The 26,183-nt window shown below is 63.7% G+C and carries 28 protein-coding genes and 1 pseudogene; 13 read left to right on the plus strand and 16 right to left on the minus strand.

Going from position 1 to position 26,183, the window contains the following annotated elements; translation table 11 throughout:
• Nucleotides 1–2: 2 nt before the first annotated feature.
• The 8 genes and pseudogenes from ACR65T_RS06790 to ACR65T_RS06825 all read right to left on the minus strand — a co-directional run.
• The gene (locus ACR65T_RS06790; protein WP_434495763.1) at nucleotides 3–1,046 is read right to left on the minus strand and encodes a PhoH family protein; all 1,044 of its coding nucleotides are present in this window, start codon (nucleotides 1,044–1,046) and stop codon (nucleotides 3–5) included.
• Nucleotides 1,043–2,464 carry a tRNA (N6-isopentenyl adenosine(37)-C2)-methylthiotransferase MiaB gene (gene miaB, locus ACR65T_RS06795; RefSeq protein ID WP_434495810.1) on the minus strand — a complete coding sequence of 474 codons (1,422 nt, stop codon included), beginning with the start codon at nucleotides 2,462–2,464 and terminating at the stop codon, nucleotides 1,043–1,045. The genes ACR65T_RS06790 and miaB overlap by 4 nt, the downstream gene beginning before the upstream one ends.
• Nucleotides 2,465–2,677: 213 nt before the next feature.
• The gene (locus ACR65T_RS06800; RefSeq protein ID WP_434495764.1) at nucleotides 2,678–3,064 is read right to left on the minus strand and encodes a type II toxin-antitoxin system VapC family toxin; all 387 of its coding nucleotides are present in this window, start codon (nucleotides 3,062–3,064) and stop codon (nucleotides 2,678–2,680) included.
• The gene (locus tag ACR65T_RS06805) at nucleotides 3,061–3,306 is read right to left on the minus strand and encodes a type II toxin-antitoxin system Phd/YefM family antitoxin (RefSeq protein WP_434495765.1); all 246 of its coding nucleotides are present in this window, start codon (nucleotides 3,304–3,306) and stop codon (nucleotides 3,061–3,063) included. The genes ACR65T_RS06800 and ACR65T_RS06805 overlap by 4 nt, the downstream gene beginning before the upstream one ends.
• Nucleotides 3,307–3,374: 68 nt before the next feature.
• Complete coding sequence (locus ACR65T_RS06810; protein ID WP_434495766.1) at nucleotides 3,375–3,863, minus strand: GNAT family N-acetyltransferase; 489 nt, start codon at nucleotides 3,861–3,863, stop codon at nucleotides 3,375–3,377.
• A gap of 9 nt (nucleotides 3,864–3,872) precedes the next feature.
• On the minus strand, nucleotides 3,873–4,610 hold the full coding sequence (tsaB, locus tag ACR65T_RS06815; RefSeq protein WP_434495767.1) for a tRNA (adenosine(37)-N6)-threonylcarbamoyltransferase complex dimerization subunit type 1 TsaB: 738 nt from the start codon (nucleotides 4,608–4,610) through the stop codon (nucleotides 3,873–3,875).
• A gap of 60 nt (nucleotides 4,611–4,670) precedes the next feature.
• Nucleotides 4,671–5,228, minus strand: a complete 558-nt coding sequence (locus tag ACR65T_RS06820; protein WP_434495768.1) for a NifU family protein — start codon at nucleotides 5,226–5,228, stop codon at nucleotides 4,671–4,673.
• Between the two features lie 115 nt (nucleotides 5,229–5,343).
• Nucleotides 5,344–5,556, minus strand: a pseudogene (locus ACR65T_RS06825) (hypothetical protein); the annotation flags it as partial.
• Nucleotides 5,557–5,621: 65 nt separating this feature from the next.
• On the opposite strand from ACR65T_RS06825, the gene ACR65T_RS06830 reads away from it, so the two are divergent.
• The gene (locus ACR65T_RS06830) at nucleotides 5,622–6,017 is read left to right on the plus strand and encodes a nuclear transport factor 2 family protein (protein WP_434495811.1); all 396 of its coding nucleotides are present in this window, start codon (nucleotides 5,622–5,624) and stop codon (nucleotides 6,015–6,017) included.
• Between the two features lie 104 nt (nucleotides 6,018–6,121).
• On the opposite strand, the gene ACR65T_RS06835 is transcribed toward ACR65T_RS06830, so the two are convergent.
• Nucleotides 6,122–6,952, minus strand: coding sequence for an RNA methyltransferase (locus tag ACR65T_RS06835; protein ID WP_434495769.1), 831 nt, complete (start codon nucleotides 6,950–6,952; stop codon nucleotides 6,122–6,124).
• 147 nt (nucleotides 6,953–7,099) lie between these two features.
• Here ACR65T_RS06835 and ACR65T_RS06840 point away from each other — a divergent pair, with 147 nt between their 5' ends.
• The 5 genes from ACR65T_RS06840 to cckA all read left to right on the plus strand — a co-directional run bounded on the left by ACR65T_RS06840 (nucleotide 7,100) and on the right by cckA (nucleotide 12,491).
• On the plus strand, nucleotides 7,100–8,311 hold the full coding sequence (locus tag ACR65T_RS06840) for an NADP-dependent isocitrate dehydrogenase (RefSeq protein WP_434495770.1): 1,212 nt from the start codon (nucleotides 7,100–7,102) through the stop codon (nucleotides 8,309–8,311).
• Nucleotides 8,312–8,392: 81 nt separating this feature from the next.
• On the plus strand, nucleotides 8,393–8,809 hold the full coding sequence (dksA, locus tag ACR65T_RS06845) for an RNA polymerase-binding protein DksA (protein WP_014890379.1): 417 nt from the start codon (nucleotides 8,393–8,395) through the stop codon (nucleotides 8,807–8,809).
• 36 nt (nucleotides 8,810–8,845) lie between these two features.
• A complete protein-coding gene (locus tag ACR65T_RS06850) occupies nucleotides 8,846–9,304 on the plus strand; it encodes a hypothetical protein (RefSeq protein WP_434495771.1) in 459 nt (152 codons plus the stop codon).
• Nucleotides 9,305–9,491: 187 nt separating this feature from the next.
• Nucleotides 9,492–9,812: a hypothetical protein gene (locus ACR65T_RS06855; RefSeq protein ID WP_434495772.1), complete on the plus strand. Its 321-nt coding sequence runs from the start codon at nucleotides 9,492–9,494 to the stop codon at nucleotides 9,810–9,812.
• A 150-nt stretch (nucleotides 9,813–9,962) separates the two neighbouring features.
• The gene (cckA, locus tag ACR65T_RS06860) at nucleotides 9,963–12,491 is read left to right on the plus strand and encodes a cell cycle histidine kinase CckA (protein WP_434495773.1); all 2,529 of its coding nucleotides are present in this window, start codon (nucleotides 9,963–9,965) and stop codon (nucleotides 12,489–12,491) included.
• 18 nt (nucleotides 12,492–12,509) lie between these two features.
• Here cckA and ACR65T_RS06865 read toward each other — a convergent pair whose 3' ends face one another.
• Nucleotides 12,510–13,613 carry a DUF2865 domain-containing protein gene (locus tag ACR65T_RS06865; RefSeq protein WP_434495774.1) on the minus strand — a complete coding sequence of 368 codons (1,104 nt, stop codon included), beginning with the start codon at nucleotides 13,611–13,613 and terminating at the stop codon, nucleotides 12,510–12,512.
• Between the two features lie 454 nt (nucleotides 13,614–14,067).
• On the opposite strand from ACR65T_RS06865, the gene ACR65T_RS06870 reads away from it, so the two are divergent.
• Complete coding sequence (locus tag ACR65T_RS06870) at nucleotides 14,068–14,586, plus strand: CreA family protein (RefSeq protein WP_434495775.1); 519 nt, start codon at nucleotides 14,068–14,070, stop codon at nucleotides 14,584–14,586.
• On the opposite strand, the gene ACR65T_RS06875 is transcribed toward ACR65T_RS06870, so the two are convergent.
• Nucleotides 14,587–14,919 (minus strand): hypothetical protein, encoded by a 333-nt coding sequence (locus ACR65T_RS06875; protein ID WP_434495776.1) that lies wholly within the window; start codon nucleotides 14,917–14,919, stop codon nucleotides 14,587–14,589.
• A 259-nt stretch (nucleotides 14,920–15,178) separates the two neighbouring features.
• Here ACR65T_RS06875 and cysS point away from each other — a divergent pair, with 259 nt between their 5' ends.
• Nucleotides 15,179–16,591, plus strand: coding sequence for a cysteine--tRNA ligase (gene cysS / locus ACR65T_RS06880; protein ID WP_434495777.1), 1,413 nt, complete (start codon nucleotides 15,179–15,181; stop codon nucleotides 16,589–16,591).
• Nucleotides 16,592–16,776: 185 nt separating this feature from the next.
• Here cysS and ACR65T_RS06885 read toward each other — a convergent pair whose 3' ends face one another.
• A complete protein-coding gene (locus tag ACR65T_RS06885) occupies nucleotides 16,777–17,157 on the minus strand; it encodes an endonuclease domain-containing protein (protein ID WP_434495778.1) in 381 nt (126 codons plus the stop codon).
• A gap of 103 nt (nucleotides 17,158–17,260) precedes the next feature.
• On the opposite strand from ACR65T_RS06885, the gene ACR65T_RS06890 reads away from it, so the two are divergent.
• Genes ACR65T_RS06890 through cimA form a run of 3 tightly spaced genes read left to right on the plus strand, consistent with a single transcriptional unit; the run spans nucleotide 17,261 to nucleotide 19,538 of the window.
• Entirely contained in the window at nucleotides 17,261–17,395 is a 135-nt protein-coding gene (locus ACR65T_RS06890) for a hypothetical protein (RefSeq protein WP_269750296.1), read from the plus strand.
• Complete coding sequence (locus ACR65T_RS06895; protein ID WP_434495779.1) at nucleotides 17,395–17,904, plus strand: GNAT family N-acetyltransferase; 510 nt, start codon at nucleotides 17,395–17,397, stop codon at nucleotides 17,902–17,904. Before ACR65T_RS06890 ends, ACR65T_RS06895 begins: the two co-directional genes overlap by 1 nt.
• A complete protein-coding gene (gene cimA / locus ACR65T_RS06900) occupies nucleotides 17,904–19,538 on the plus strand; it encodes a citramalate synthase (RefSeq protein WP_434495780.1) in 1,635 nt (544 codons plus the stop codon). The genes ACR65T_RS06895 and cimA overlap by 1 nt, the downstream gene beginning before the upstream one ends.
• On the opposite strand, the gene ACR65T_RS06905 is transcribed toward cimA, so the two are convergent.
• Nucleotides 19,522–20,118 (minus strand): TIGR00730 family Rossman fold protein, encoded by a 597-nt coding sequence (locus ACR65T_RS06905; RefSeq protein ID WP_434495781.1) that lies wholly within the window; start codon nucleotides 20,116–20,118, stop codon nucleotides 19,522–19,524. The two genes, cimA and ACR65T_RS06905, sit on opposite strands and share 17 nt — an antisense overlap.
• 126 nt (nucleotides 20,119–20,244) lie before the next feature.
• On the opposite strand from ACR65T_RS06905, the gene ACR65T_RS06910 reads away from it, so the two are divergent.
• On the plus strand, nucleotides 20,245–22,164 hold the full coding sequence (locus ACR65T_RS06910; RefSeq protein ID WP_434495782.1) for an ABCB family ABC transporter ATP-binding protein/permease: 1,920 nt from the start codon (nucleotides 20,245–20,247) through the stop codon (nucleotides 22,162–22,164).
• Between the two features lie 4 nt (nucleotides 22,165–22,168).
• Here ACR65T_RS06910 and ACR65T_RS06915 read toward each other — a convergent pair whose 3' ends face one another.
• From ACR65T_RS06915 to ACR65T_RS06925, 3 genes are all read right to left on the minus strand, one after another.
• A complete protein-coding gene (locus ACR65T_RS06915; protein WP_434495783.1) occupies nucleotides 22,169–22,438 on the minus strand; it encodes a hypothetical protein in 270 nt (89 codons plus the stop codon).
• A gap of 115 nt (nucleotides 22,439–22,553) precedes the next feature.
• The gene (vapC, locus tag ACR65T_RS06920) at nucleotides 22,554–22,949 is read right to left on the minus strand and encodes a type II toxin-antitoxin system VapC family toxin (RefSeq protein WP_434495784.1); all 396 of its coding nucleotides are present in this window, start codon (nucleotides 22,947–22,949) and stop codon (nucleotides 22,554–22,556) included.
• Entirely contained in the window at nucleotides 22,946–23,152 is a 207-nt protein-coding gene (locus ACR65T_RS06925; RefSeq protein ID WP_123176567.1) for a type II toxin-antitoxin system VapB family antitoxin, read from the minus strand. Before ACR65T_RS06925 ends, vapC begins: the two co-directional genes overlap by 4 nt.
• A 386-nt stretch (nucleotides 23,153–23,538) precedes the next feature.
• Between ACR65T_RS06925 and uvrB the strand changes: the two genes are divergently transcribed.
• A complete protein-coding gene (gene uvrB, locus ACR65T_RS06930; protein ID WP_434495785.1) occupies nucleotides 23,539–26,136 on the plus strand; it encodes an excinuclease ABC subunit UvrB in 2,598 nt (865 codons plus the stop codon).
• Nucleotides 26,137–26,183: the final 47 nt, after the last annotated feature.

The raw sequence follows: 26,183 nt of genomic DNA on the forward strand, positions 1-26,183 counted from the left end.
AGTTAGGGTTCCCCGCGCGTCTGCTTGTTGGCGCGCGCGGCGCGCTCATAGGCTCCAACGATTTGCCGCACAAGATCGTGACGCACCACGTCGCCTTCCGAAAATCTCACGCGACCGACGACGTCGAGATTGGCGAGCAGGTTTACGGCTTCCGAGAGGCCGGATTTCTGCCCGGGAGGCAGATCGGTTTGCGACGGATCGCCGGTGACGATCATCCGCGAGCCTTCGCCGAGCCGGGTGAGAAACATCTTCATCTGCATCGAGCTGGCGTTCTGCGCCTCGTCGAGCAGAATGCAGCTTCGCGTCAACGTGCGCCCGCGCATGAACGCGAGCGGCGCGACTTCGATGAGTCCGGTCTGCATGCCGCGCTCGACCATCCGCGCATCCATGAAATCATGCAGCGCGTCGTAGATCGGGCGGAGATAGGGGTCGACCTTGTCGCGCATGTCGCCAGGCAAAAAGCCGAGACGCTCGCCAGCCTCGACGGCGGGACGGGACAGAATCAGCCGTTCGACCGCGCCTTGCTCCATCAGCTGCACGGCGTGGCCGACCGCGAGCCAGGTCTTGCCGGTGCCCGCAGGACCCTCCGCGAAGACCAGTTCGTAGCGCTTGAGCGCGCGCAAATACTGGTCCTGCGCGGCGTTGCGCGCGCGCACCGACCCGCGTTTGCGGGTCAGGATCTGCTCGAAAGCGCCGCGTGAGGGCTCCGAATCCGGAAACAGGCTGCGTTGGCGCGCTGATTCCTCTATGGCGCCGTCGACGTCGCCCAGCGTGATCGTCTGACCCAGCGCGACGCGCTCGTAAAGCGCCTCGAGCACGCGTCGCGCATGTTCGCAGGCCTCGGACTTGCCTTTGAGCGTGACGTGATTGCCATTGGCGAAGGAGGCGACGCGCAAGCGTCGTTCGATCTTGGCGAGATTCTGGTCGTAGAGGCCGAAAACGAGCGAGGCGTGACGGTTGTTTTCAAAGGCGAGCGTGATTTCCGCTTCCGGGTCAACAGGCTCCGGTCCCCGTGCGGCGAGCAACGGGTCGTCGATCGTCGTCAAGCCTTCGCCTCCTCGCTCATGAGCCGTCCGCCCAAGGAATTCGAGCCTGCCGCGATGATCTTCACTCTGGCTTCGCGGCCAACGCACGCCATCGGGCCTTCAACATGCACAGCCTGCATATAGGGACTCTTGCCCGCGATTTGCCCCGCGTGCCGACCGGCTTTTTCAAAGAGCACGTCGAACTCTCGGCCGACCGTCGCCGCGTTGAAGGCTTGCCGCTGCTCTTCAAGCAGAGCCTGTAGCGCGGCGAGGCGTTCGCTCTTCACCGTCTCATCGATTTGATCGTCCCGGTCGGCGGCGGGCGTGCCCGGCCGAGGCGAATATTTGAACGAAAAGCTTGAAGCGAAGCCCACAGTGCGCGCGAGCGCCATCGTCGCCTCGAAATCCGCGTCGCTTTCGCCGGGAAAGCCAACGATGAAGTCCGACGACATGGCGATGTCCGAGCAGGCCTTTCGCAGGCGCTCGACGATGGAGAGGTACGCGTCTGCGCCGTGCTTGCGGTTCATGGCTTTCAGAATGCGGTCCGAGCCCGATTGAACCGGCAGATGCACATTGGGCATGAGCTTTGGAATCGCGCGATGCGCGTCAATCAACTCCTGCGCCATGTCGACCGGATGACTTGTGGTGTAGCGCAGGCGCGCCAACCCTTCGATCCGCGCCAGCCGGTCGAGAAGCTGCGCAAGGCTTGCCTCTCCGCCGTCTCCATCCGGACCGCGATAAGCGTTGACGTTTTGGCCGATCAGCGTGATCTCGCGCACGCCGGCGTCGACGAGCCGCAGGGTCTCGGCGATGATCTCGGCGACAGGACGCGACGCCTCGGCGCCGCGCGTATAAGGCACGACGCAGAACGAGCAGAACTTGTCGCAGCCTTCCTGAACGGTGACGAAAGCCGAAACGCCGCGCGCGCGAATCTGCGCGCGGTTCGGGGCGGGCAGGGCGCGAAATTTGTCCTCGACGGCGAAATCCGTATCGGCGAGGCGAGCGCCGTCCCTGGCCTGGCGCAGAAGCTCCGGCAGCCGGTGATAGCTCTGCGGACCGACGACGAGATCGACCGCGCGCTGGCGCTTGAGCACCTCTTCGCCCTCAGCCTGGGCGACGCAGCCGGCGACGACGATTTTCATGTCGCGGCCTTGCGCGTTCAGCGCGCGTTTGGCGATCGCAAGCTTGCCGAGCTCAGAATAGATTTTTTCCGCGGCCTTTTCGCGGATATGGCATGTGTTGAGAATAACGAGATCGGCGTCTTCTTCGCTCTTGGTCTCGGCGTAGCCCTCGCGGCTGAGCAGGTCAGCCATGCGCGTCGCGTCATAGACGTTCATCTGGCAGCCGTATGACTTGACCAGAACTTTGGAGGGTCGTGGAGCTTCGGACCGCTGAGGTTTGGATCGCGCCTCAATCAGTTCTTTGACGTCTGTGACTATTTTTCTGCTCCATCGTCGCCCCGGCGACTCGGCGCGCCACCCGAGTGGACGCAGTATACGACTTTTTTTGCGCCTTAGAGCAGGTTCCGAAAAAGTTGACAGACTTTTTCGATGAGAACCTGCTCCAATATTTTGATTTTGAGCGCTTCCTTATCGATCACATGATTTCATGTGATCAGGAGGCGCTCTACCGCCGCAAGCGGCGCCTTGCACTCATATTTTTTGAACTGGCCCGCCATAGCGCAGGAGCAGCGCATCCGCCGTGAGCAGCGTGACGCCTTCGACGACCGCCTGAGCAATAAGCAGTCGATCGAACGGATCCCGATGAATCAACGGCAGCGCATCCGTCGCGAGCGCGTGTTGACTGAGCACGGGCAACTCGTTGTATCCATTGTTCAAGAGACCCTGACGCAGCGCACGCGGGTCGACTTGAAAGTCGGCCCGATTGAGGCTGCGTTTGATGGCGACTTCCCACAGGCTTGCGACGCTGTAGACGAGTTCATTTGCCTCTTCGAGCAGGACCGCTTGAGCCTTTTTTGAGAGGCGATCGGGCGACACTGCGGCCCATAGGATGATCTGCGTATCAAGCAGCAGTCTCACGCGTCGCCTTCGAATAGCCGTCCAATCTCGATCTCGCCCATGCGGTCGAAATCTTCTGGGATAACCCCCTGTCCGGCCATAAAGCCGAGCCGCTGGATCTTGGACTGAGCAGCCGACTCGAGCGGCGTGACCTTTACCAAAGGTTTTCCGGCCTTCGCAATGATGAAAGGCTTTCCCTTAGAGGCAAGATCGACCAGCTTGGAGAGCTGGGTCTTGGCTTCGTGCATGTTGACGATGCGCATGAGCGTCTCGGCTCGACTAAACTAACTTAGTCTAGTTTACCGAGAGGCGTTCTGCAAGCCGCGCGCACTCAGGTCTCCAGCCGCAGAGCGATCGCCGCGCGCCGTTCGCCGTCGGCGCGTTGATAGTAATTCTCCCGCCTGCCGATCTCTTTGAAGCCTTCCCGCGCGTAGAGCTTCAGCGCGGCCTCATTGTCGTCGGCCACCTCCAGAAAGACGAGCCGGGCGCCGCCGCGCTCGAGATTTTCGAGATGCTTTTCAAGAATGCGCCGGCCCAGTCCCGCGCCGCGTCTCGCGGGGTTCACGGCGAAAGTGAGGACTTCGGCGTCGGGCGGCGTCAGCCGTGAGAGGATGAAGCCCCCAAGCTCGCCCTTGCGGCCCTCCGCGACCGCGCCGTCGGCGATGATATGGGCGTCGGTCAGATAATTCTCGAAGTCGATTTTCGACCAGCCAAATGCGAAGGACGCCCCATGCAGACGTTCGCAGTCGTCGGCGCGCTCCGCCCCGATGGGTTCGATGACGAAAGTCGGCTTGGCGAAGAAGGACGAAAGCAGCGTCATGGCGCTAGCTCACGCTTGGGCCGTGGCGGCGGCGCGGGCGGCCGCATCGCCCAAACGCGTGGCGTCTTTTTGGGCGTCGGGGCGCGCGGCCGGCATCGTGACGTCGGGCTCCTTAAGATAAAGCGGCCGCGCGGGCGCGGTGTCAGGCTGGGCGGCAAGGCCCAGACGCGCCACGAGGGCGATATCGGGCGCAGGCCGCTCGCTTGCGATCCGGACCGGAATGCCGCGGGCGCGCGCCTCCTTCGCAAGGAGCGGCGCGCCGGAGCCGGTCAGAAGCAGCGGGCCGGTTCCGAGCGCGCGTAGCGCTTCAGGGGCGTTCATCCGGCGCGCGGTAAGCAGCGGGCGGCCGCCCGGGCCAAAGGCGGCGATGTAGACTTTGTCGTGGCGCGCGTCGATCGCCGCCGCGACGACGCCGTCGAAAGGATCGATAATCAGCGGCGCCGCAAGCGCGGCCAGCGTCGAGACGCCGACGATCTCGGCTTTGCAGGCGAGCGCGATCGCCTGACCGGCGGCGAGGCCGATGCGGATGCCGGTGAAGGAGCCGGGGCCGACCGTCACGGCGACGCGATCGAGCGAGGCGAAGCCCCCCTCGACCTGGCTCATGATTCGCCGGATCAGCGGCAGCAGCGCCTCGGCGTGGCCGCGCTCCATCTCCACAGATTCGGCGGCGATCGGCGCCGCCGCGTCATGGTCCAGCACGCAGGCCGAGACGGCTGGCAGAGCGGTGTCAATCGCAAGGATTCGCATGATTCGTTGATTATGACGCTTTTCGAGGCGCGATCAACGTCGCCTCCGGAGACGCCGCCCCTACGCCGGCTCGACCCCCTTCACCTGCGGCAGGAAATGCTTGAGCAGGTTCTCGATGCCGTGCCGCAACGTCGCGGTGGAGGAGGGGCATCCAGAGCAGGCGCCCTTCATGGCAAGATAGACGACGCCATCCTTGAAGCCGCGGAAGACGATGTCGCCGCCGTCGCCGGCGACCGCCGGCCGCACGCGCGTCTCGATCAGCTCCTTGATCGTGGCGACCGTCTCCGCGTCGGCCGAGTCATAGAACTCGCCGCTGGACTGCGCCGGCGCCGCGCCTTCGGTCAGGAGCGGCGCGCCGGAGGCGAAATGCTCCATGATCGTGCCAAGAATGGCCGGCTTCAGATGCGGCCATTCGGCGCCGTTCTTCGTCACCGAGACGAAATCCGCGCCATACATCACCGCCTCGACGCCGTCGATGGAGAGCAGCGCCTCGGCGAGCGGCGCGTGGGCGGCGTCGTCGCGCGAGCGGAATTCCATCGCGCCCTGGCCCAAAACATCTTGGCCGGGCAGAAACTTGAGCGTCGCGGGATTAGGGGTAGCTTCAGTCTGGATGAACATCGGGAGCCTCCTGCGTCCGGTTCAAGGCCGGCGCGAAGTGCGCGATATCACAAATTGGGCGATCTGTGACATCGTCGACATTACATTTAAGCGCTTCGCCGCAGTCTTGCGAGGCTCTTCGCCGCGAGCGCCACCGCTTGAGCGCGACCCCCGTCCACACCGCCTCGACCAGGCCGAAGGGCCAAGCGCCTTGAAGAAATCCATAGACTGACCCCAAAGCGCAGGCGACGGCGAATCCCAGCACGAACCAATGGCTGCGTTCTTCCAGAGTATAGGCCAGCAGCATCGCGCTTACCGCGAAAAGTCCGAACCAGGTCAGCGCATCCATCGATCGATCTCTCTGGGCCACGTCTTGCATTTGCCATGCCCAAGAGAATCTCGCAGTGTCCCCCGATGGATGAAACCTCGCTGCTCGACGCCAACGCTGCTTATTATCAGGCCTTCGCCGCGCGTGACCTTGGCGCTTTGAACGATCTTTGGGCGGAGGAGGGCTGTTCCTGCGTTCACCCAGGATGGCCGGCGCTCGTCGGGCGCATGCCGGTGCTTGCCTCCTACCGCGACATTTTCCGCAACCCGGGCCAAGCGGCCGTGTCGGCGCGCGACCCGCAGACGCTCATCGAGGGCGCCGACGGCCGGGTCTTTTGCATCGAGGAGGTCGGCGGCGGCCTGCTGCTCGCGACCAACTGGTTTCGCTGGAGCGGGGAGCGCTGGCGGCTCGTGCACCATCAGGCGAGCCCGCTCGCCCCGCCGCCTTCGGCGCGGCGCGAGGCCAAACAGTCGTTTCATTAGACCTATGCCGGCCGTCGTCGCGAAGAGGCGGAGCCGACGAAGCGATCCATAGGTTCATGACCGCGCCCTGGATTGCTTCGCCTTCGGCTCGCAATGGCGCGGCTTTACGACTCCGTCTCCTCCTCTTGCTTCTTCCGGCTCGTCTTCTTCGGCTCACGGCGCGGGCCTTCCACCAGCCGCACGACCATGCCCCACAGCGTGCGCACGTCCTGCTGGGTGAGGCCCATGCGGTGGAACATGTTGCGCAGATTGCGCGACATGACGGGCTTTTTCGTCAGCGGACGGAAGAAGCCGCGCTTGTCGAGTTCGCCTTCGAGAAAATCGAAGAAGGCGAGCGTCATTTCGCGCGTCGCCGGCGGCGAGCGCTCTTCGATCTCGAAGGGAATGGCGTCGCCATGCGCGGCGCGAAACCATTCATAGCCGGTGAGCAGCACCGCCTGCGCGAGATTGAGCGAGGCGTAGGCGGGATTGACCGGAAAGGTGAGGATGAAGTCGGCGAGCGCGACGTCGTCATTGTCGAGGCCGGTGCGCTCGGGGCCAAACAGCACGCCATGCTTTTCGCCCGCCGTCATGCGCGCCGCCGTGCCCGGCATGGCCTGGGCAGGCGTCAGCACCGGCTTCATCTGGCCGCGTCCGCGCGCCGTCGCGGCGTAGACGAAGGAGAGATCCTCAATCGCATCGCGGACGCTCTCGTAGAGTTTCGCGCTTTCGAGGAGATGCACGGCGCCGGCGGCCGCCGCATAGGCGCCCTTGCGATAGGCGCCGGTGCGCGGCCAGCCTTCGCGCGGCGAGACGAGGCGTAAATCGGAGAGGCCGAAGTTGGCCATGGCGCGTGCGCACATGCCGATGTTGACGGCGAGCTGCGGACGCACGAGCACAATCGCCGGCCCCCCGGAAAGGGCCGTCTTGCTGCGATCCGTTCCGGCCCCGACCAATTCGCCTCCTCGCCCCGAGCGGCGGCAAATTAGGGCGGAAAGCGCGCGGGGGGAAGGGCGCTTCGGCGCTTAGAGAAAGGCCCCCCAATTGCTACCCAAAACCTCTAGCCGACGCTATAAGGCGCGCGGCACAGGAGGAGCCGGCGCATGCGGAAGATCAAGGTTGCAAGCCCTGTCGTCGAACTTGACGGCGACGAAATGACCCGCATCATCTGGGCCGCCATCAAAGAAAAGTTCATTCGGCCCTATCTCGACGTCGATCTCCTTTATTACGATCTCTCGATTCAAAATCGCGACGCCACCAATGATCAGGTGACGATCGACGCGGCCTACGCCATCAAAAAGCATGGCGTCGGCGTGAAATGCGCGACGATCACGCCCGATGAAGCGCGGGTGAAGGAATTCCATCTCAAGGAGATGTGGAAATCGCCGAACGGCACCATCCGCAACATCTTGGGCGGCGTCATCTTTCGCGAGCCGATCATCTGCAGGAATGTCCCGCGATTGGTCCCAGGATGGACGCAGCCGATCATCATCGGGCGCCATGCATTCGGCGATCAATACAAGGCCACTGACTTCCAAGTGCCAAGCAAGGGTCGTCTGACGATCAAATTCGAAGGCGTCGACGGCGACGTCATCGAGAAGGAAGTCTTCAACTTCCCCGGCTCCGGCGTCGCGCTGGCGATGTACAATCTTGACGAGTCGATCAGCGAATTCGCGCGCGCCACGTTCAACTACGGGCTCACACGCAGATATCCGGTGTATCTGTCGACCAAGAACACGATCCTGAAAGCCTATGACGGCCGTTTCAAAGATTTGTTCCAGGAGATTTACGACGCCGAGTTCAAATCGAAATTCCAGGCGCTCGGCCTCACCTACGAGCATCGTCTGATCGACGATATGGTCGCCTCGGCGCTCAAATGGTCGGGGGGCTACATCTGGGCGTGCAAGAATTACGACGGCGACGTCCAATCCGACACGGTGGCGCAGGGCTTCGGTTCGCTCGGCCTGATGACGAGCGTGCTCATGACGCCCGACGGCAAGACCGTCGAGGCCGAAGCCGCCCACGGCACGGTCACGCGCCATTATCGCGAGCACCAGAAGGGGCATGAGACCTCAACCAATTCGATCGCCTCGATTTTCGCCTGGACGCGCGCGCTCGCGCATCGCGGCAAGCTCGATGGGAACGACGAGCTGACCCGCTTCGCCCGCACGCTCGAGGAGGTGTGCGTCGCGACCGTCGAGTCGGGCTTCATGACCAAGGATCTGGCCCTGCTTGTCGGCTGCAATCAGAAATGGCTGTCGACGACAGGCTTCCTGGACAAGATCGACGAAAATCTGCGCAGAGCCATGGAGTGAGGGCGGCGCGGGGAATGATTGTATGTGGCGCCCGTCGCGGCTATATAGGCGTCGCCTATAGGCCAATTAAGGATTCGCGAGATGGCGGTGGATCTGGAAGAAACGTATAAGCCTTCCGAAGACGAACCCTTCATGTGCGATCGGCAGCGCGAATATTTCCGGCGCAAACTGCTGGCTTGGAAGGAGGACATTCTGCAAGAGAGTCGCGAAACGCTGGCCACTCTGCAGAATGAAAACGAAAACCATCCTGATCTGGCGGATCGCGCGTCGTCCGAAACCGATCGCGCCATCGAACTGCGCGCGCGCGACCGGCAGCGCAAGCTCATCGCCAAAATCGACGCGGCGCTGACGCGCCTCGACGACGGCAGTTACGGCTATTGCGAGGAAACGGGGGAGCCGATTTCCCTCAAGCGCCTCGATGCGCGTCCAATCGCGACGCTGTCGATCGAGGCGCAGGAGCGTCACGAACGGCGCGAAAAAGTCTATCGAGACGATTGAGTCCGAAACCTTTGGGGAAAAGTGAGGGCGTCGCCGTTGGCGACGCCCTTTTTCATTCCTTTTGATCCGAGCGGCCGAGCAGTCGCGCCATCTCCGCTTCAAGCGAGTCCAGCGGATCCACGTCGGCCGGAGGCGGCGGCGTCGCGGGTTTGGGCGGCGGCGGCGCAGGCGGAGGCGCTGCAGGCCTGGCGGCGGCCGGCGGCGGCGCTGCGGGCCTTGGCGCCGGCGGCGGTTCTGCCGGCCTCGGAGGAGCCGCGGGCGGCGGCGGAGGCGGCGCCGGGGTCGCGGCTTCTGACGGCGGCGGCTCTTTCGGACGCGGCGCCAGCCGTTGCTGAGCGCGCGCAAGGAAAGGCGGCGTCGGCGAGCGGGGCGGAGCCGGGCGCTGCGGCGCGGCCGGACTCGAAACTCTTGGTCCGGCTGGCGGCGGCGGCGGGGGAGGCGGCGGCGCAGCGGGCCTCGGAGGCGCCGGCGCGAAGAGGTCAGGCGGCAGATTGACGGGGCCCGCCGCCGCGGGCTTGGGCAGCGGCGTTTCCAGCTCTCGTGGCGGCGCCGGGGGCCCGGCCGGCCAGTTCGCTGCCGCCGGCGGTCCCGGGCGCTGCTCCGGCCCGCGGCTGACAGCGCCTTCGAGCCGGCTGATCGTCGCTTCGACGAGGATGTCGGTAGGGCCGCCGATCAGGAGCAGATGTTCAACGTTGTCGCGCCGCACAATGACGAGCTGGCGCTCGCGGTCGAGGTCATAGACATCGACGACGTCCAGCCGGCGCGCGCGATTGCGGCCGCCGGGCGAACGGATGCGGCGTCCGAACAACAGACGGAAAATGTAAAGCACGAGCACCGCAGCGACGAGGAACGCAACGAGCGCTCCAAGCGCCGGCAGCAGTTGAGTGAATTTATCGGGCATGAACGGCTAGTCTCTCGTTCGAACGCGCGTGAACCTTGCCAAATTAACAGCTTTCCTGGCAAGCGCCGAAAAAAGGTTAATGAATGGTTAATGTTTGACTAATCAGCGCCCTTTCAGCGTCCGGCGTTGCTATTATTGGCGTTCACGGCCATTGTTTTAGATGATTCTGTAGGCGTCGGCAGACTAATAATCGGCGCGCCGGCGTCAGCATGGCCGTCGCGATCGGCGATATATGACGCGGGTGGTTAAGAAATGAGCGACAGGACCGAAGCGTCCGACTTGGGACGCAGCGAGCGGCCCGCCAATGTGGGATTGACGCTTGCCCTCGTCATCGCGTTGGTCGCGGGCGTCGCCGCCTATTACCTCACGCCTTCGGACCTCGCGCCGCGCATTACCATTCTGGCGCTCGCTGTTTTCGGCGTCGCCGGAATCTTCTTTCTCTTCGCCTATGCGGTCGGATTGATTCACTTCTCCGGCCGAGTCGCGGGTAACGAGGTGACGAAGCTCATCGCCGACGCTTCCGGAGAAGGGCTGCTCGTCACCAGAGGCGACGCGCGCATCGTTTACGCCAACCAAGCCTATACGGCGATGTGCGACGCGAAAGACGCTTCCGGCGTTCAGCTGGTCGAGCGGCTGTTCTCAGGGCCGCCTGAGGTCTCGGAGGCGATCTACCGACTGGCCCAGGCGGCGCGCGCCGGCGTTTCGCATAGCGAAGATCTGCGGCTTTCGCCGCCGCTCTCGGGGCAGGGGCCGGTCGGCTGGTACCGGATTCGCGTCCGGCCGTTGCCGACGACGTCGAGCGGGCGGTTCTGTCTATGGGCGGTGGCCGACGTGACCGCCGATCGACAGCGGCAGGAGAACGTCTTCCAGGAGCTGCAGCACGCGATCGACTTTCTCGATCACGCGCCGGCGGGCTTTTTTTCCGCGAGTCCGGACGGCGCCGTCTCTTATATGAACAAAACGCTTGCCGGATGGCTGGGCTACGATCTCACGCAAGTTGGATCTGGCGGCGCGACGCTGTCCTCCATCGTCGCGCATAGCGGCGCGGCGCTTCTCGCCGCCATGTCGGGCGCGCCGGGGGACGTGCGCACTGAGCAGATCGACCTCGACCTGCGATGCCGCAACGGCAAGTCGCTGCCGGTCAGGCTGCTGCACCAGGTCGCGTTTGGCCAGGACGGCGAAGCCGGCCCTTCGCGCACCTTGGTGCTCAACCGCGCCTCCGGCGAGCAGCCAGAAGAGAATTTGCGCGCGGCGGAGGTGCGTTTCGCGCGCTTCTTCAATTCGACGCCGATGGCGATGGCGACGCTCGACGGCGAGGGCCGCGTGCTGACGTCGAACGCGGCCTTCGCGAAATTGCTGCCGCAGGCGCTGAAGTCGGGCCAGGGCGCGGCCGCGGCGCCCTGGTCGGTGCTGACGGGACTCGGCGAACGCGACGGCGCGGCCCTGCGCGCCGCGATCGAAGATGCGATCGAAGGCAAAGGCGAAGTGCGCCCGATCAATGTCGTGTTCGAGGAAGACGCCGCCGGCGCGGCGACACGTTCGGCGCGCTTCTTCGTCTCTTCCGCCGAGGACGCCGGCAAGAAAGGCGCGATGGTCTATGCGCTCGACACGACCGAGCAGCGCAAGCTGCAGGAGGAGTTCGCGCAGTCGCAGAAGATGAACGCGGTCGGCCAGCTCGCCGGCGGCATCGCGCATGACTTCAACAATATGCTGACGGCGATCATCGGCTATTCGGATCTGCTGCTCTCCAGCCATAGGCCGACCGACCCCGCCTTCCGCGATATCCGCCAGATCAAGGAAACCGCCAATCGCGCGGCGGGCCTGACGCGGCAGCTGCTCGCCTTCTCTCGCCGGCAGACGCTGCGCCCGCAAGTCCTGCAGCTCGGCGACGCGCTCTCCGAAGTGCAGAATTTGCTGCGCCGCGTCGTCGGCGAAAAGAACGAACTCGAACTGCGTCTGGGTCGCGATCTCTGGTTCGTGAAGGCCGACATCACCCAGGTCGAACAGGTGATCATCAATCTCGTCGTCAATGCCCGCGACGCCATGCTGGAATCAGGCGGACGGGTGCAGATCCGCACGCGCAATGTCGCCGCCTCGGAATGCGGCGCCTTCAACGAAGCGGCGCTGCCGGCGGCGGATTATGTGCTGGTTGAGGTCGAGGACTCGGGCAGCGGCATTCCCGCCGATGTGAAAGAAAAGATCTTCGAACCCTTCTTCACGACGAAGGAGGTCGGCAAAGGCACGGGCCTCGGCCTTTCGACGGTCTTCGGCATCGTCAAGCAGTCGGGCGGCTTCATCTTCGTCGACAGCGAGGTCGGGCGGGGCGCTGTGTTCCGCATTTTCCTGCCGCGCTACGCGCCGGAGGAGAAGGAGACGTCGCAGAAGGCCGATACGCCCAAGGTCGCCGCGGACTACACGGGACAGGGCGTGGTTCTCCTCGTCGAAGACGAGGACGCCGTGCGCTCGATCGGCGCGCGAGCTTTAAGTTCGCGCGGATTCACGGTGCTCGAAGCGGCCACGGGCATGGAGGCGCTCGAGGTCGTCGAGCGCGTTGACGGCAAGATCGATCTCATCGTCTCCGACGTGGTGATGCCGGAGATGGATGGTCCCGCGATGTTCGCCGAACTGCGCAAGCGCGGCGTCGCGGCGAAGGTGATCTTCGTTTCCGGCTATGCCGAAGAGGCCTTCGCCAAAAACCTTCCCGAAGGCGACTTTGGTTTTCTGGCGAAGCCGTTCTCGATCAAACAGCTGATCGAGACGGTCAAGGCGCATATGCCCTGACGCGGCGCAGACATCAGCTCACAATGCCGGCGCGACGACTCGCACGCGGCGCTTGATTCCATCAGGTCCGATAACTTCGCGATAGGTTTCCGGCGTAGCGGCCGCGCCGTCCGCGGCGCTGGGCTGCGCCTGGGCCGCCGGTTCCACCGTCGTCGTTGGTTCTGGCGCCGCCGACGCGGAGCCCTTCGCTTTCCGACCGCGTGCAACGCCGGGCGGCGGCGCGCGCGACAATTGCTCGGCCTGCTCCGCGGTGACGACCTGATCCTTCGCATGGCGCTCGGCGATGAGCAGCTCGGCTTCGGCGAGCGCCTCGGCCCAAGACCGCCCCGGCGGCTTGCAGCCGCAGGACGGATCATAAGTCGTCTCGAATTTACGCGCGTTGGGATGGTTCGAATAAGCTTCGCCGTCGATCGAAAGCGCGGAACTGAGACCCTTCCATTGCGACGCCGTATAGAGTTTCACCTCGGCGTTGGGGCACAGCGCCCGGCACATCGTCGCGAGATCGTCGAGATTGGAGCTGCGCGCCGAATAGCTGATCGGGAAAAAGCCGCCGTCGCACGCGCGCACGCAGATCGCCATTGGGCCCCCGCGCGGCGTTCCGTCCGAAGGTTCGTACTCCTGCTCCGCGTCCGGACCGAGGGGCATGTCGCGCGCTCCCGGGCTTTCATCGGGCGGGACGCCAAACAGCTCCTCGAAGAAATTGCGCGGTCGTGCGACGCGCGCCTGCGCCGCCTGAGGATTGCGGCATTCAGCCTCGTAGCGGGCGGCGAGCGCCTGACGCTGGCCGCCGTCGTCGGCGCTTGCCCGTTCGTAGGCGGCGACGGCGCCCGAGAGTTGGTGCAGTTGGGCGTTGATTTGTCCGCACTGGGGCGGCGGCGGATCGCCGAAGAACAGGAATTGGCCCCGGTCGCAGCCCAGCGCGCGACCTCGCGCGGCGACGCGGGCGTATTCGCCGCGCTGCTTGGCCGCCGCGGCCTGGAATCGACCAACCCGGCTGCCGGCGCTGGCGCGGGCGATCTGCGCGCGCAACTCCGTACAGTAGGGACTTTCCCCTGCTGCCGGCGAAACGGCGAGGAGGCTGAAAGCGACGCCGACGGCGGCGGCGAGTTTCGTTCGCCTCAAGGCGCTTTTCGTCAAAAAGAGCTTTATGGTCGCGGCCTCATTGAAGTTTTTGGCTCTCTTCACATTCTGGCAAGAAGCCGAGAAACGCTCGCGCGGTCGCTTAATGACGGATGTTCCGGCGCGCGTCGCTTGCGACGAATCGCGCCATTTTCACCAATCCAGGCCGCAGAGCAAACGTCGCTCGATTAATCGCGTCCATCGTGTCGGCAACAAGGCGCCGGCCGACGCGGTCAACCCTCCTGGGGCGCGTCGAATTTTTTGCCGCGCCCAGGGGTCGAAGCCCTTCCCTTGCCGCGGCGCTTCGCCCATATCGGCAACGGCGTCGCTCGAGCGCGGCGCACGAAAAGTGGAATTCGGTATTTCGTGTAGAGCGCGCTCTAAGCTTTCGAGATCGATCACGTTATCCGCCTGGGGCGATTCCGCCGAAGGCGGCGTGATCTAGGAGGTTGCCGACATGAAGCGTTCCAAATTGCTGGCTTTGATTTCGACGGCCTTTCTTTGTTTCGGCGCCGCGACGGCCTTCGCGCAGAATGGACCGGATCTCATCTTCCGCAAATCGGTGGATTTCAAGCTCCTCACCCCGAACGACAAGCTCGCGACCTATGGAATCGACGACCCGGTGATCGACGGCGTCGTCTGCTACTATACGGCGCATGAAAAAGGCGGCGTCGCCGGCCTGTTCGGGGTCGCGGAGCAGTCGTCGGAGGTTTCGCTCGCCTGCCGGCAATATGCCCCGATTAAATTCAAGGAGAAGTTCGGCCAGGGCGATACGGCGTTTAGCGAGCGGCGTTCGCTGCTGTTCAAGCGCATGCATATCGTTCGCGGCTGCGATGCTAAGCGCAATGTGCTGATCTATATGGTCTATTCCGACAAGCTCGTCGAAGGCTCGCCCGAAAGCTCGACCTCGACCGTCGCCATTCAGCCCTGGGCCGGCCAGAACGAAGTCCCGCAATGCGGAGAATTTTTGCGCTGATTAATCGACGCAGGAGACGACCGCCGCATCCGGCTCGATAGAGGCGCGCGCAGCATGGACGTCGCTCGAGGCGGTCACATCGTTGGCGCGGCCATAGGTTCGGGCCGCGCCATGGCCGTGCGCCGCGCACCAGGAGTCGGCGACGATCTTGCCGCAATCGGCCTTGCGCGTGAGGCATTCCGTCAGGCCGTAGCCTTCCTGATCGGAGATGACATAGGCGGCGCCCGCGCTCGCCTCGGCCTGTGCGTCGCAGGCGTAGCCGACGCCGAACAGCGCGCCCGCGAGCAGCAGCGCAAGCGCGCGCCGCGCGATCGGCGCCTCATATTTCCACATAATGAACGAGTCCCAAACGACCGAGACGGCCCCCGTCAGAGCTAGCGCAAAGCGGTAAAACCCGAGTTAAACCGCCGCGGCTCGAATTGGCCTCGCGCTTGACGCGGCGGCGCGCTTTGGCGCATGGTCGCCGCCATGACGCTTCGGCTCACCATTTGTCGGAAGACCATTATCAGCTAGCGATCACGCTGGCCGGAGCCGTCACGTCTCTCAAAACGACATGAAGCGACGCCCCGGCCGGCGCCTTGCGGGGAAATTCATGTCGACGCCTGCGCTGAAAATCTACAATACGCTGACCCGGACGAAGGAGGAATTCCGTCCGATCGATCCCGCGCATGTGCGCATGTATGTCTGCGGGCCGACAGTCTATGACTACGCGCATATCGGCAACGCCAGGCCGCTCATCGTCTTCGACGTGCTGTTTCGCTTGTTGCGCCATCTCTACGGCGCCGAGCATGTCGCTTACGTCCGCAACATCACCGACGTCGACGACAAGATCAACGCGCGGGCCGCTGAGCGCGGAATCACCATTCGCGAACTGACGGAAGAGACCAACAAGGTCTTCCAGCAGGACGTGAAGGCGCTCGGCTGTCTCGAGCCGACCATGCAGCCGCGCGCGACCGAGCATATCGCGCAGATGATCGCGATCATCGAGCGGTTGATCGCCTCTGGCCATGCCTATGCGGCCGATGGCCATGTGCTCTTCGACGTGCCGTCCATGCAAAATTACGGGCGCCTGTCGCGGCGCTCGCTCGATGAAATGATCGCCGGCGCGCGCGTCGACGTCGCGCCTTACAAGCGCGGCGATATGGATTTCGTGCTGTGGAAACCGTCAAAGGAGAACGAACCCGGCTGGGACAGCCCATGGGGCAGGGGGCGTCCCGGCTGGCATATCGAATGTTCGGCGATGTCCTGGGCGCATCTTGGCGAAACCTTCGACATTCACGGCGGCGGCATCGACCTCGTCTTCCCCCATCACGAAAACGAGATCGCGCAAAGCTGCTGCGCTTTTGGGCGTGACGTGATGGCCAATTACTGGATGCATAATGGCTTCCTGCAGGTCGAGGGCGAGAAAATGTCCAAGAGCCTGGGGAATTTCGTGACGATCCACGAGTTGTTGCACACGGAGAAGTTCGGGGGGCTGCAATGGGACGGGAGAATCATTCGCCTCGCGATGCTCGGCACACATTACCGTCAGCCGATCGATTGGACCGTCGCCAAGGTGTTGGATGCCGCGCAGGCCTTACGAAATCTGAAGCCTTGGGTCGCGCGATCGCAACTGCGAACGTCGGATGTTTATCCGCCTTTTTTGGAAGCGCTCTGCGACGATCTCAATACACATGGAGCAATAACAGAATTATTTGCGCTCATAAGGCAACTGCGCGACGACTCACACACCCTGAACACGTCTTGGCAAACCAACTCTGACATGCTGACAAACTCTTTGGGTCTCCTCGGCATCGAAGACCTAGTTGAATTTGAAAAGGGGCCCGACAAAGAACTCGATTCGAGTGCTCATCAAATTATCGATGCTCTCCTGAGCGCCCGCAACGCCGCCCGCGCGACAAAAAACTGGGCCGAATCCGATCGCATCCGCGACGAACTCGCCGCCATGGGAATTATTCTCAAGGATCACAAGGACGGCGCGACGACCTGGGAGGTGAAGCGGTGAGCGCGCCTCTTTCAATCAAACGCGCGCAACCCTCTCCCATAGGGAGAGGGTGGCCGCGGAGCGGCCGGGAGAGGGGTTGCGGCGCTGCTCGCTTGTGCGCGCCTTCGGGCCCAAGATCGTTGCTCCTCACCCCGGACCTTCGGTCCGACCCTCTCCCGATGGGAGAGGGCGCCACAAACCATAATTCAGTCGAGGCGGGGCAGAGGCGCTCGCGGCGCGCGCGCGCGCGCAATATCGGCGGCGCGAAGGATTTCCTGCAGCACCCAATCCAGTCGCTCCTTCACCTCATCGTTGGTGAAGCGCAATTCCAGATAACCGTGACTTTCGATCGCAGCGCGGCGCGCGGCGTCAGCAAGCGGTTGATCTGCATGATGGCCGCCATCGAGTTCGATGGTGAGTCCGAGGCTGTAGCAGCAGAAGTCTGCGATATATCCCGCAATCGGAGCTTGACGGCGAAACTTGAGCCCATGGAAACGCGAGGCGCGCAGTTCGCGCCAGAGAATTTCCTCGGGACCCGTGCTCTCGCGCCGCAGTCTGCGCGCGATGGAAATGTTCTTGCCCGCCACTTATCGATCAAATCGCAAAATTCGATAGCGGGAAACCCCTCTCCCGGCCGCTCCGCGGCCACCTTCTCCCACCGGGAGAGGGTCTGTTCCGCGAGGTCGCGAAATGTCCAATGACGACTGGAAGAAGACGCTTCCCTTCAAGCGACACTGGGCGCTCTATCTTGCGTTCAAGCTGATCGTGCTGGCGCTCGCCGCCTTCATCGCTTGGCATCTGCTGCGCGCCTTCGAGATCGTGTGATGGCGCGCAGCGCGCAAACGCCCGGTCTGCGGCCGTTTCTTCCCGCAGACGCCGCGACGCTCGCGGCGCTGTTTCGCGCCAGCGTCGAGGCGCTTGCAGCCGATGACTATGGCGATGCGCAGCGAGAAGCCTGGGCGGCTGCGGCTGACGACGAAGCGGCCTTCGCGTCGCGCCTCGCCGACGCGTTGACCATCGTCGCGCTCGTTGACGGGGACATCGCCGGCTTCGCATCGCTGCGCGACAACAAGATGTTCGACATGCTCTATGTGCGGCCCGACATCGCGCGCAAGGGGGTCGGGTCGGCGCTCGCCGAGGCGATCGAAAAACTCGCCGCCGCGCGCGGCACGACACTGCTGACGGTCGAGGCCTCCGACGCGGCGCAGGACTTTTTCGCGGCGCGCGGCTATGTGGCCACGACCCGCAATATGATCGAGATCGGCGGCCAATGGCTCGGCAATACGACGATGACCAAGGAGCTGGCGGCGCCCGCCGCCGGGAGAGCGCATTGATGGCCAAGGAACGGGCCAAGGAACGGCTGACGCTATACGACACGACGCTGCGCGACGGCGCGCAGACGACGGGCGTCGATTTCTCGCTCGACGACAAGCGTCAGATCGCCGCCATGCTGGACGAACTCGGAATCGACTATATTGAAGGCGGCTATCCCGGCGCCAATCCGCTCGACACCGAGTTTTTTGCGCGGCGTCCGAAACTGCGCGCGCGCTTCGCCGCCTTCGGCATGACGCGGCGGCAGGGCCGCTCGGTGGAGAATGATCCGGGCGTCGCGGCGCTCCTCGACAGCAGCGCCGACGTCGTCACCTTCGTCGCCAAGAGCTGGGACTTTCAGGTCCGCGTCGCCTTACGTTCAACGGAAGAGGACAATCTCGACAGCGTTACGCAATCCGTAAAAGCAGCCGTCGCGCGCGGCAAGGAAGTCGCCGTCGACTGCGAGCATTTCTTCGACGGCTTTAAGGCGAATCCCGACTACGCGCTGGCCTGCGCCAAGGCCGCCTATGACGCGGACGCGCGATGGGTCGTGCTCTGCGACACCAATGGCGGCACGCTGCCGCACGAGGTTGAAAGCATCGTCGCGGTGGTCGTGAAGCAAATTCCAGGAGACCGCGTCGGCGTGCATTGCCACGACGACACGGGGCAGGCGGTGGCGAATTCGCTTGCCGCCGTGCGCGCCGGCGCGCGGCAGATTCAAGGCACGCTCAACGGTCTTGGCGAACGCTGCGGCAACGCCAATCTCACGACGATCATTCCGACGCTATTGCTGAAAAGCGAATTTGCCGAGCGCTTCGAGATCGGCGTGACGCAGGAGAAGCTGACGCATCTGACGCGCGTAAGCCACGCGCTCGATGAGCTTCTCAACCGCGCGCCGAACCGCCATGCGCCCTATGTCGGCGCCAGCGCCTTCGCGACCAAGGCCGGCATTCACGCCTCGGCCGTGCTGACCGATCCGCGCACGTATGAACATGTCACGCCGGAATCGGTCGGCAATGTGCGGCGCGTGCTCGTATCGGATCAGGCGGGACGCTCCAACATCGCGGCCGAGCTTGGCCGATTGGGCGTCGTCCTCGACAAGGACGATCCGCGTCTGGCGCGGCTTCTCGACGAGGTGAAGGAGAAGGAAGCGCAAGGCTACGCCTATGAGGGCGCCGACGCCTCGTTCTTTCTTCTGGCCAAGCGCGTGCTCGGCGAGGCGCCACATTTCTTCGACATCGAACGCTACAGCGTCGCGGTCGATCGACGCTTCGCCCGGAATGGCTTCGAGGACCAGGGCGCCGAGGCGATCGTCAAGATCAATGTCGATGGCGAGAGCCGCATTTCGGCCGCCGAAGGCAATGGTCCCGTCAACGCCCTGGATCTCGCGCTGCGCAAGGATCTCGGCGCCTATCAGCGCTTCATCGAGGACGTTCGGCTCGTCGATTATCGCGTCCGCGTGTTCCAGGGCGGCACCGACGCGGTGACGCGCGTCCTGGTCGAATGCGCCGATGCGCAAGGCGAGCGCTGGTCGACGGTCGGCGTTTCGGCCAATGTCATCGACGCATCCTTCGAGGCGCTCGTCGACGCGATCAACTACAAGCTGCTGGTGTCAGTCGAGCGCAACGACCGTGAAACCGCTAAAGCCGTTCGGTAATAGCTGTCTCGCTGATGTCAGGCGAATGGCGGACCGCCGCGAAAATCATCGGCAGAATGTCTTCGACGCGTTCGGCCACGAGATAGCGCACGTTATCGACTTCGCCGAAGAATTCCTCGTTCCGCATATGAGCGAAAAGCGACAGCAGCGGCCGCCAGAAGCCGCCGATGTCGGCGATGACCAGAGGCTTGGTGTGACGGCCGAGCTGGATCCAGGTCAGCTGCTCGGTCAGCTCCTCCAAAGTGCCGATGCCTCCAGGCAGCGCGATGAAGGCGTCGGATCGCTCGAACATCAGGCGCTTGCGCGTGTGCATGTCGTCGACGACGACGAGTTCCGTCGCGCCCGTAAAGGGAATCTCCCTTCGGTCCAAGAACTCGGGAATGATTCCCGTGACAACGCCCCCGGCGGCGACCGTGGCCTTCGCCAGAACGCCCATTAAGCCGATCGCCCCGCCGCCATAAACGAGGCCGACCCCGGCGCGCGCCAGGGCGACGCCCAACGCGCGGGCCGCCGCCGTGTGACGCGGATCGGCGCCGATCGAGGAGCCGCAATAGACGCAAACATTCTTGATTTCTCGCATGTGCATTCTCATGCAGCGTTCGACGGCGCCTCGCGCGGGGTGCGCATTGCTTCTAAACGTCATATATGACGCCAAGCCAGCCATGACGCCAAAGGCCGCGACGACGGCCCATTCATTCGGAGACATATGATTAGACCCGATCAAGGCGAATCGAGCGATCCCCACGCGCTCGATCCGGACGACGCCGCGCCTCCGCCTGTTCCTGAGCAACAATTGTCGGAATCCTCTCTTTTCAAGACGATACGGCATTTGTGGCCCTATATTTGGCCGCGCGGGCGCCGCGATCTCGAGCTTCGGGTCGCCGCCGTGTTTGCGCTGCTCATCGTCAGCAAGCTGTTCAACGCCGCGACGCCATACGCCTTCAAATGGGCGACGGACGCGCTCGCCGAGGGCGGCGTCGGCGCCTGGGGAAAGGTGGCGGCCGCCGCGATCTATTTCACGCTGCTGATGGGCGCCATGCGCATCGTCACCGTCGTGCTGATGCAGCTGCGCGACGGCATTTTCGCCGCCGTGGCGATGCACGCGGTGCGCCGGCTGGCGACCGATCTCTTCGTTCACATGCATGAGCTGTCGCTGCGCTTTCATATCGGCAGAAAGACCGGCGGGCTGACGCGCGTGCTCGAGCGCGGGCGCAACGGCATCGAGACGCTGTCGCGTCTCATCATGTCGACGGGCGCCCCGACAGTGCTCGAGGTGGCGCTGGTGCTCGGCATTTTTCTCTACCAGTTCGGCTGGCGTTACGGGCTCGTCCTGGTCGCGACTCTCGCCGGATATTTTCTCTATACGATGCTCGCCACAAACTGGCGGATCGCCATTCGGCGCAAGATGAACGACAGCGACACCGACGCCAATCAGAAGGCGATCGACAGCCTGCTCAACTATGAAACGGTCAAATATTTCGGCGCGGAAAAACGTGAGGCTGAGCGCTACGACAAATCGATGATCCGCTACGAGCAGGCCAGCACGCAGTCCTATGTCTCGCTTGCGGTGCTTAACGCCGGCCAGACGGTGATCTTTATCATCGGACTCACCACCATGATGGTGATGTGCGTCTATGGCATCGAGGCGGGCCGCAATACGGTCGGCGATTTCGTCCTGATCAACCTGATGATGGGGCAGCTGGCGCAGCCCTTGAATTTCATGGGCACCTTCTATCGCGAGGTGCGGCAGGCGATCATCGACATCGAAACCATGTTCTCGATCCTGGCGCAGAGCCCCGAGATCTTGGACACGCCCGGCGCCGCTCCGCTCGTCGTGCGCGAAGGGCGGATCGTTTTCGACAATGTCTCGTTCCACTACGAGCCGAACCGGCCGATCCTCAAAGGCGTGAGCTTTGAAGCCGAGCCCGGACAAACGATCGCGATCGTCGGACCCTCCGGCGCGGGTAAATCGACGATCTCCCGGCTGATGTATCGCTTCTACGAGCCGCAAGGCGGGCGCATCATGATCGACGGGCAGAATATACTGGAGGTCACGCAGGAAAGCCTGCGGGCGGCGATCGGCATGGTGCCGCAGGACACCGTGCTGTTTAACGATTCGATCGGCTACAACATTCGCTATGGAAGGTGGGACGCGAGCGACGAAGAGGTTCGCGAAGCAGCCCGGCTGGCGCAGATCGACCGCTTTATCGAAAGCGTGCCGGAAGCTTATGAGGCGCAGGTCGGCGAGCGCGGGCTGAAGCTTTCCGGCGGCGAGAAGCAGCGCGTCGCGATTGCGCGCACGATTCTCAAAGGTCCGCCGATCCTCATCCTCGACGAAGCGACGTCGGCGCTCGACAGCTTGACCGAACATGAAATTCAGGAGGCGTTGAGACGGGTCGCGCGCGGCCGCACCACGCTGGTCATCGCGCATCGCCTGTCGACCATCGTCGACGCCGACGAAATCCTGTTTCTGGATCACGGCCGCATTGTCGAGCGCGGGACGCATAAGGCGCTGCTGGCGCTTGGCGGCCATTACGCCGGCATGTGGAACCGCCAGCGCGAGGCGGCGGAGGCGCGCGCGAAATTGCTGGAGGCGGAGCGAGAGGAATTGGAGGAAGCCGAGTAGCCGCTCAGCGCTTCGACAATCGCCTGAGATTGCGATCGACCCGCTTGGCGTAAACCGCAAGGGCGCGGTCGGCGGCGCGATGCGGCTGGCCGGCGAGGACGCTCATCGCCGCCTCTATGCTGGCGTCGACGGCGGCTTTGATCTTTTCATCGATCATCAGCCTGCTCTCGCGTCTGCCGCGCGCGCCGCCCGTGGCGATCTTCATCAGCCGTAAGCCGATGACCTGATTGGCCACGAAGCCCATCTTGAGCGTGTCGGAGAAAAGCTTGTTCATTCTCGATCGACCTTGGCGCATCGCAGCCTCCCGTCAAGGCAAATAGCGCGGCCGAGGCGTTGTCCAACTGCACCGTTAAGCATTGCAAATAACGGGCGCTGCGAGCGGAGCGTCGCTACGCCATCGCCGAGCGCAAACCAAGGCGTTCAACGAAGGGATCGAAATCTCTGTCGCTGTAGAGCAGCGGCAGATCGCTTTCGATGCAGCGCGTGGCGATGATCGTGTCGATGGTTTTCCTCGGCGTGACGCCGAGACCGCGCAGCTTGCGATAGTTTTTTGCCGCGCGCAGGGCGATTTCCTTGCCGCCGAGTTCTACGATCGTCAGTGTGGTCAGGAATTTCTGGGCGCGGTTGAAATCGCGGTCCCGATCGAAGCCTTGCAGCACTTCGCTCAAGATCAAATCACCGATCGCGATCAACTCCTCGTCGAGCAGATCATCCAGACGATCGGTCTGAGGCGAGGCGACGCCACGAAAATAGTCGATCCAAACGCTGGAATCGACGAGGATCATTTTTCTGTTTTCTTATCCGTGCGCATAGCGTCGAGATCGCCGCGCCAGTCGAGCTTTCCGCGCAGGCTTCGGATTTGCTTTTGCCGCTGAAGGCGCAGCAGCGTCCGCAGCGCGAGTTCGACGGCCTCCTTCTTGGTCTTGAGGCCCGTCGCGCGCAATGCCTCTTCCATCAGCTTGTCATCGATGACGATGTTGGTGCGCATGTGTATGATACTCTTGTTCTATACACATATTATGCCTGCGTGGCGCTGGCTTCAAGAGTTTCCGTGTGGTGAAGAAGCTCGGGGGGTAGGGAACCGGCGCTCAATTCCGACAATCGCCAAGAACTCGAAGCGAGGCTGAAGAAACAGCCGGAGCGTGACTTGCCCCCTCCCCAGCCCTCCCCCCGCTGACGCGGGAGAGGGAGCAGATTCGGGAAGCAGGGAGGGGGATTGCGAAACATCGGGCGTCATCCAACGATCGGCATTGGCGGAATCTTGACAAGGCGCCGAGTCGGACTCCCTCTCCCGCTTTAGCGGGGGAGGGTTGGGGAGGGGGCGTAGAGCCTTCCCGCCTTCCATCCCGCTTCCGTCTCCCCCATATTGCCGCCATGGCCTCTCCCCCCAAAAAGCCCAGAGACCCGGCGCGGCCGACGCGCGCCAAGGCGGCGAAGCCGGAGGTCGCGCCGCTCGCGCCGCATCTCGTGCAGCTCCTTAATCCGGCGCTCGCGCCCGGGTTCGGCGAGGCGCCGCAGGCGGCCTATGACGCTTCCTCGATCCACGGCCTCGACGAGGAGGACATCGAAAAATACGGGCTTGGCGAGGGGTTTCATGCGGGAGGCGCGACTTCAGGAAGCGCCGCTCAAAACATTGGCGGCGTCGAGGCCACCGCCGACAGCCTTGCGCAATTGCTGCGACTTGGCGACCCGAACATTCGCGACCAAAAGCCCTGGACCCCGCATCGGCCCGAGCGGCCGGCGAAGTCCGAAGGCGGCGTGAGGTTCGACCTCGTCTCCGAATACACGCCGAAGGGCGACCAACCGGCGGCGATCGAGGAGCTGGTCAAGGGCATCGCGGCGCAGGAACGCGATCAGGTGCTGCTCGGCGTCACCGGATCGGGCAAGACCTTCACCATGGCGAGCGTGATCGAACGCGTGCAGCGGCCGGCGCTCATTCTCGCGCCGAACAAGACGCTCGCGGCGCAGCTTTACGGCGAGTTCAAGAGCTTCTTTCCCAATAACGCCGTCGAATATTTCGTCTCCTATTACGACTACTATCAGCCCGAGGCCTATGTGCCGCGCTCGGACACCTATATCGAAAAAGAATCCTCGGTGAACGAGCAGATCGATCGCATGCGCCACGCGGCGACGCGCGCGCTGCTCGAGCGCGACGACGTCATCATCGTCGCGTCGGTCTCCTGCATCTACGGCATCGGGTCGGTCGAAACCTATACGGCGATGACCTTCTCGGTGACTCTTGGCGAGAAGCTGGAGCAGCGGCAGCTCGTCACCGATCTCGTCGCGCTGCACTACCGCCGCACCGGCGCCGATTTCACTCGCGGCACGTTTCGCGTGCGCGGCGACACCGTCGACATCTTCCCAGCCCATTATGAGGACCGCGCCTGGCGCATCAGCTTCTTTGGCGATGAGGTGGAGTCGATCTCCGAATTCGATCCGCTGACTGGCAAGAAGACGGTCGACCTCGAATTCGTCAAAGTCTACGCCAATTCGCATTATGTGACGCCGAGGCCGACGCTGCTGCAGTCGATCAAGGCGATCAAGGAAGAATTGCGCGCGCGGCTCGACGAATTGCACCGTTCCGGGCGTCTGGTGGAGGCGCAGCGGCTCGAGCAACGCACCCGCTTCGATCTCGAAATGATGGAGGCGACCGGCTCCTGCGCCGGCGTCGAAAATTATTCGCGCTATCTCACCGGCCGCAGGCCGGGCGAGCCGCCGCCGACGCTGTTCGAATATCTCCCGGACAATGCGCTGGTCTTCGCCGACGAGAGCCATGTCAGCATTCCGCAGATCGGCGCGATGTATAAGGGCGACTTCCGCCGCAAAGCGACGCTGGCGGAATATGGATTCCGTCTGCCGTCCTGCATGGACAATCGCCCGCTGCGTTTCGAGGAATGGGACGCGATGCGGCCGCAGACCGTTTCGGTGTCTGCCACGCCGGGAAATTGGGAGCTCAATCAGACAGGCGGCGTCTTCGTCGAACAGGTGATTCGTCCGACGGGATTGATCGACCCTATTGTCGAGGTGCGCCCGGCGCGCGCCCAGGTCGACGATCTTCTCGACGAAGCGCGGGCGACCGCGCAGATCGGCTATCGCTCGCTCGTCACCGTGCTCACCAAGCGCATGGCGGAAGATCTGACCGAATATCTGCATGAGAACGGCGTGCGCGTGCGCTACATGCATTCCGATATCGACACCATCGAGCGCATCGAGATCATCCGCGATCTGCGGCTCGGCGCCTTCGACGTGCTCGTCGGCATCAATCTGCTGCGCGAAGGTTTGGACATCCCCGAATGCGGCCTCGTCGCCATTCTCGACGCCGACAAGGAAGGTTTTCTGCGCTCCGAGACCTCGCTCGTGCAGACGATCGGCCGCGCCGCGCGCAATATCGACGGCCGCGTCATCCTTTACGCCGATCAGATCACCGGCTCGATGAAGCGCGCGATGGGCGAGACCGACCGCCGACGGGCGAAGCAGGAGGCCTATAATCTCGAGAACAACATCACGCCGGCGTCGATCAAGCGCGGCATCGCCGACATTCTCGGCTCGGTCGCCGAGCAGGATCATGTGACGGTCGACACCGGCTATGACATCGCCCCGGGGCATAATCTCGCGGCGACGATCGCCGATCTCGAAAAGCGCATGAAGGCGGCGGCGGCCGATCTCGCCTTCGAGGAGGCGGCGCGCATGCGCGATGAAATCCAGCGGCTGCAACGCGCCGAATTGCTCGCCGAGGCGAGCCCGCAATTTCGCGCCTCCTTTGGCCGGGGAGGGCGCGGGGCCATCCGCCGTGACGAAGCGGAAAAACTCGCAACCCGCGCGCATAAGCCGACCGACGCCGACATGGGGCCACATAATTTCGGCGGCGGGGAAGCGCGGCCTCTGGGTCGGCCCACGCCGCCGCCGCGCGTCTCGCCACGCTCTTCGGGCGGCAAGCCTGGCACGCGCACGGTGAAGGGCAAGCCGAAATGACGCCGCTTCGTCCTTCTCCCCTTGCGCGAGAAGGACGGCATGAAAGA

Origin of the sequence: Methylocystis sp. (genome assembly GCF_051061285.1) — a bacterium.
Taxonomy (GTDB): domain Bacteria; phylum Pseudomonadota; class Alphaproteobacteria; order Rhizobiales; family Beijerinckiaceae; genus Methylocystis.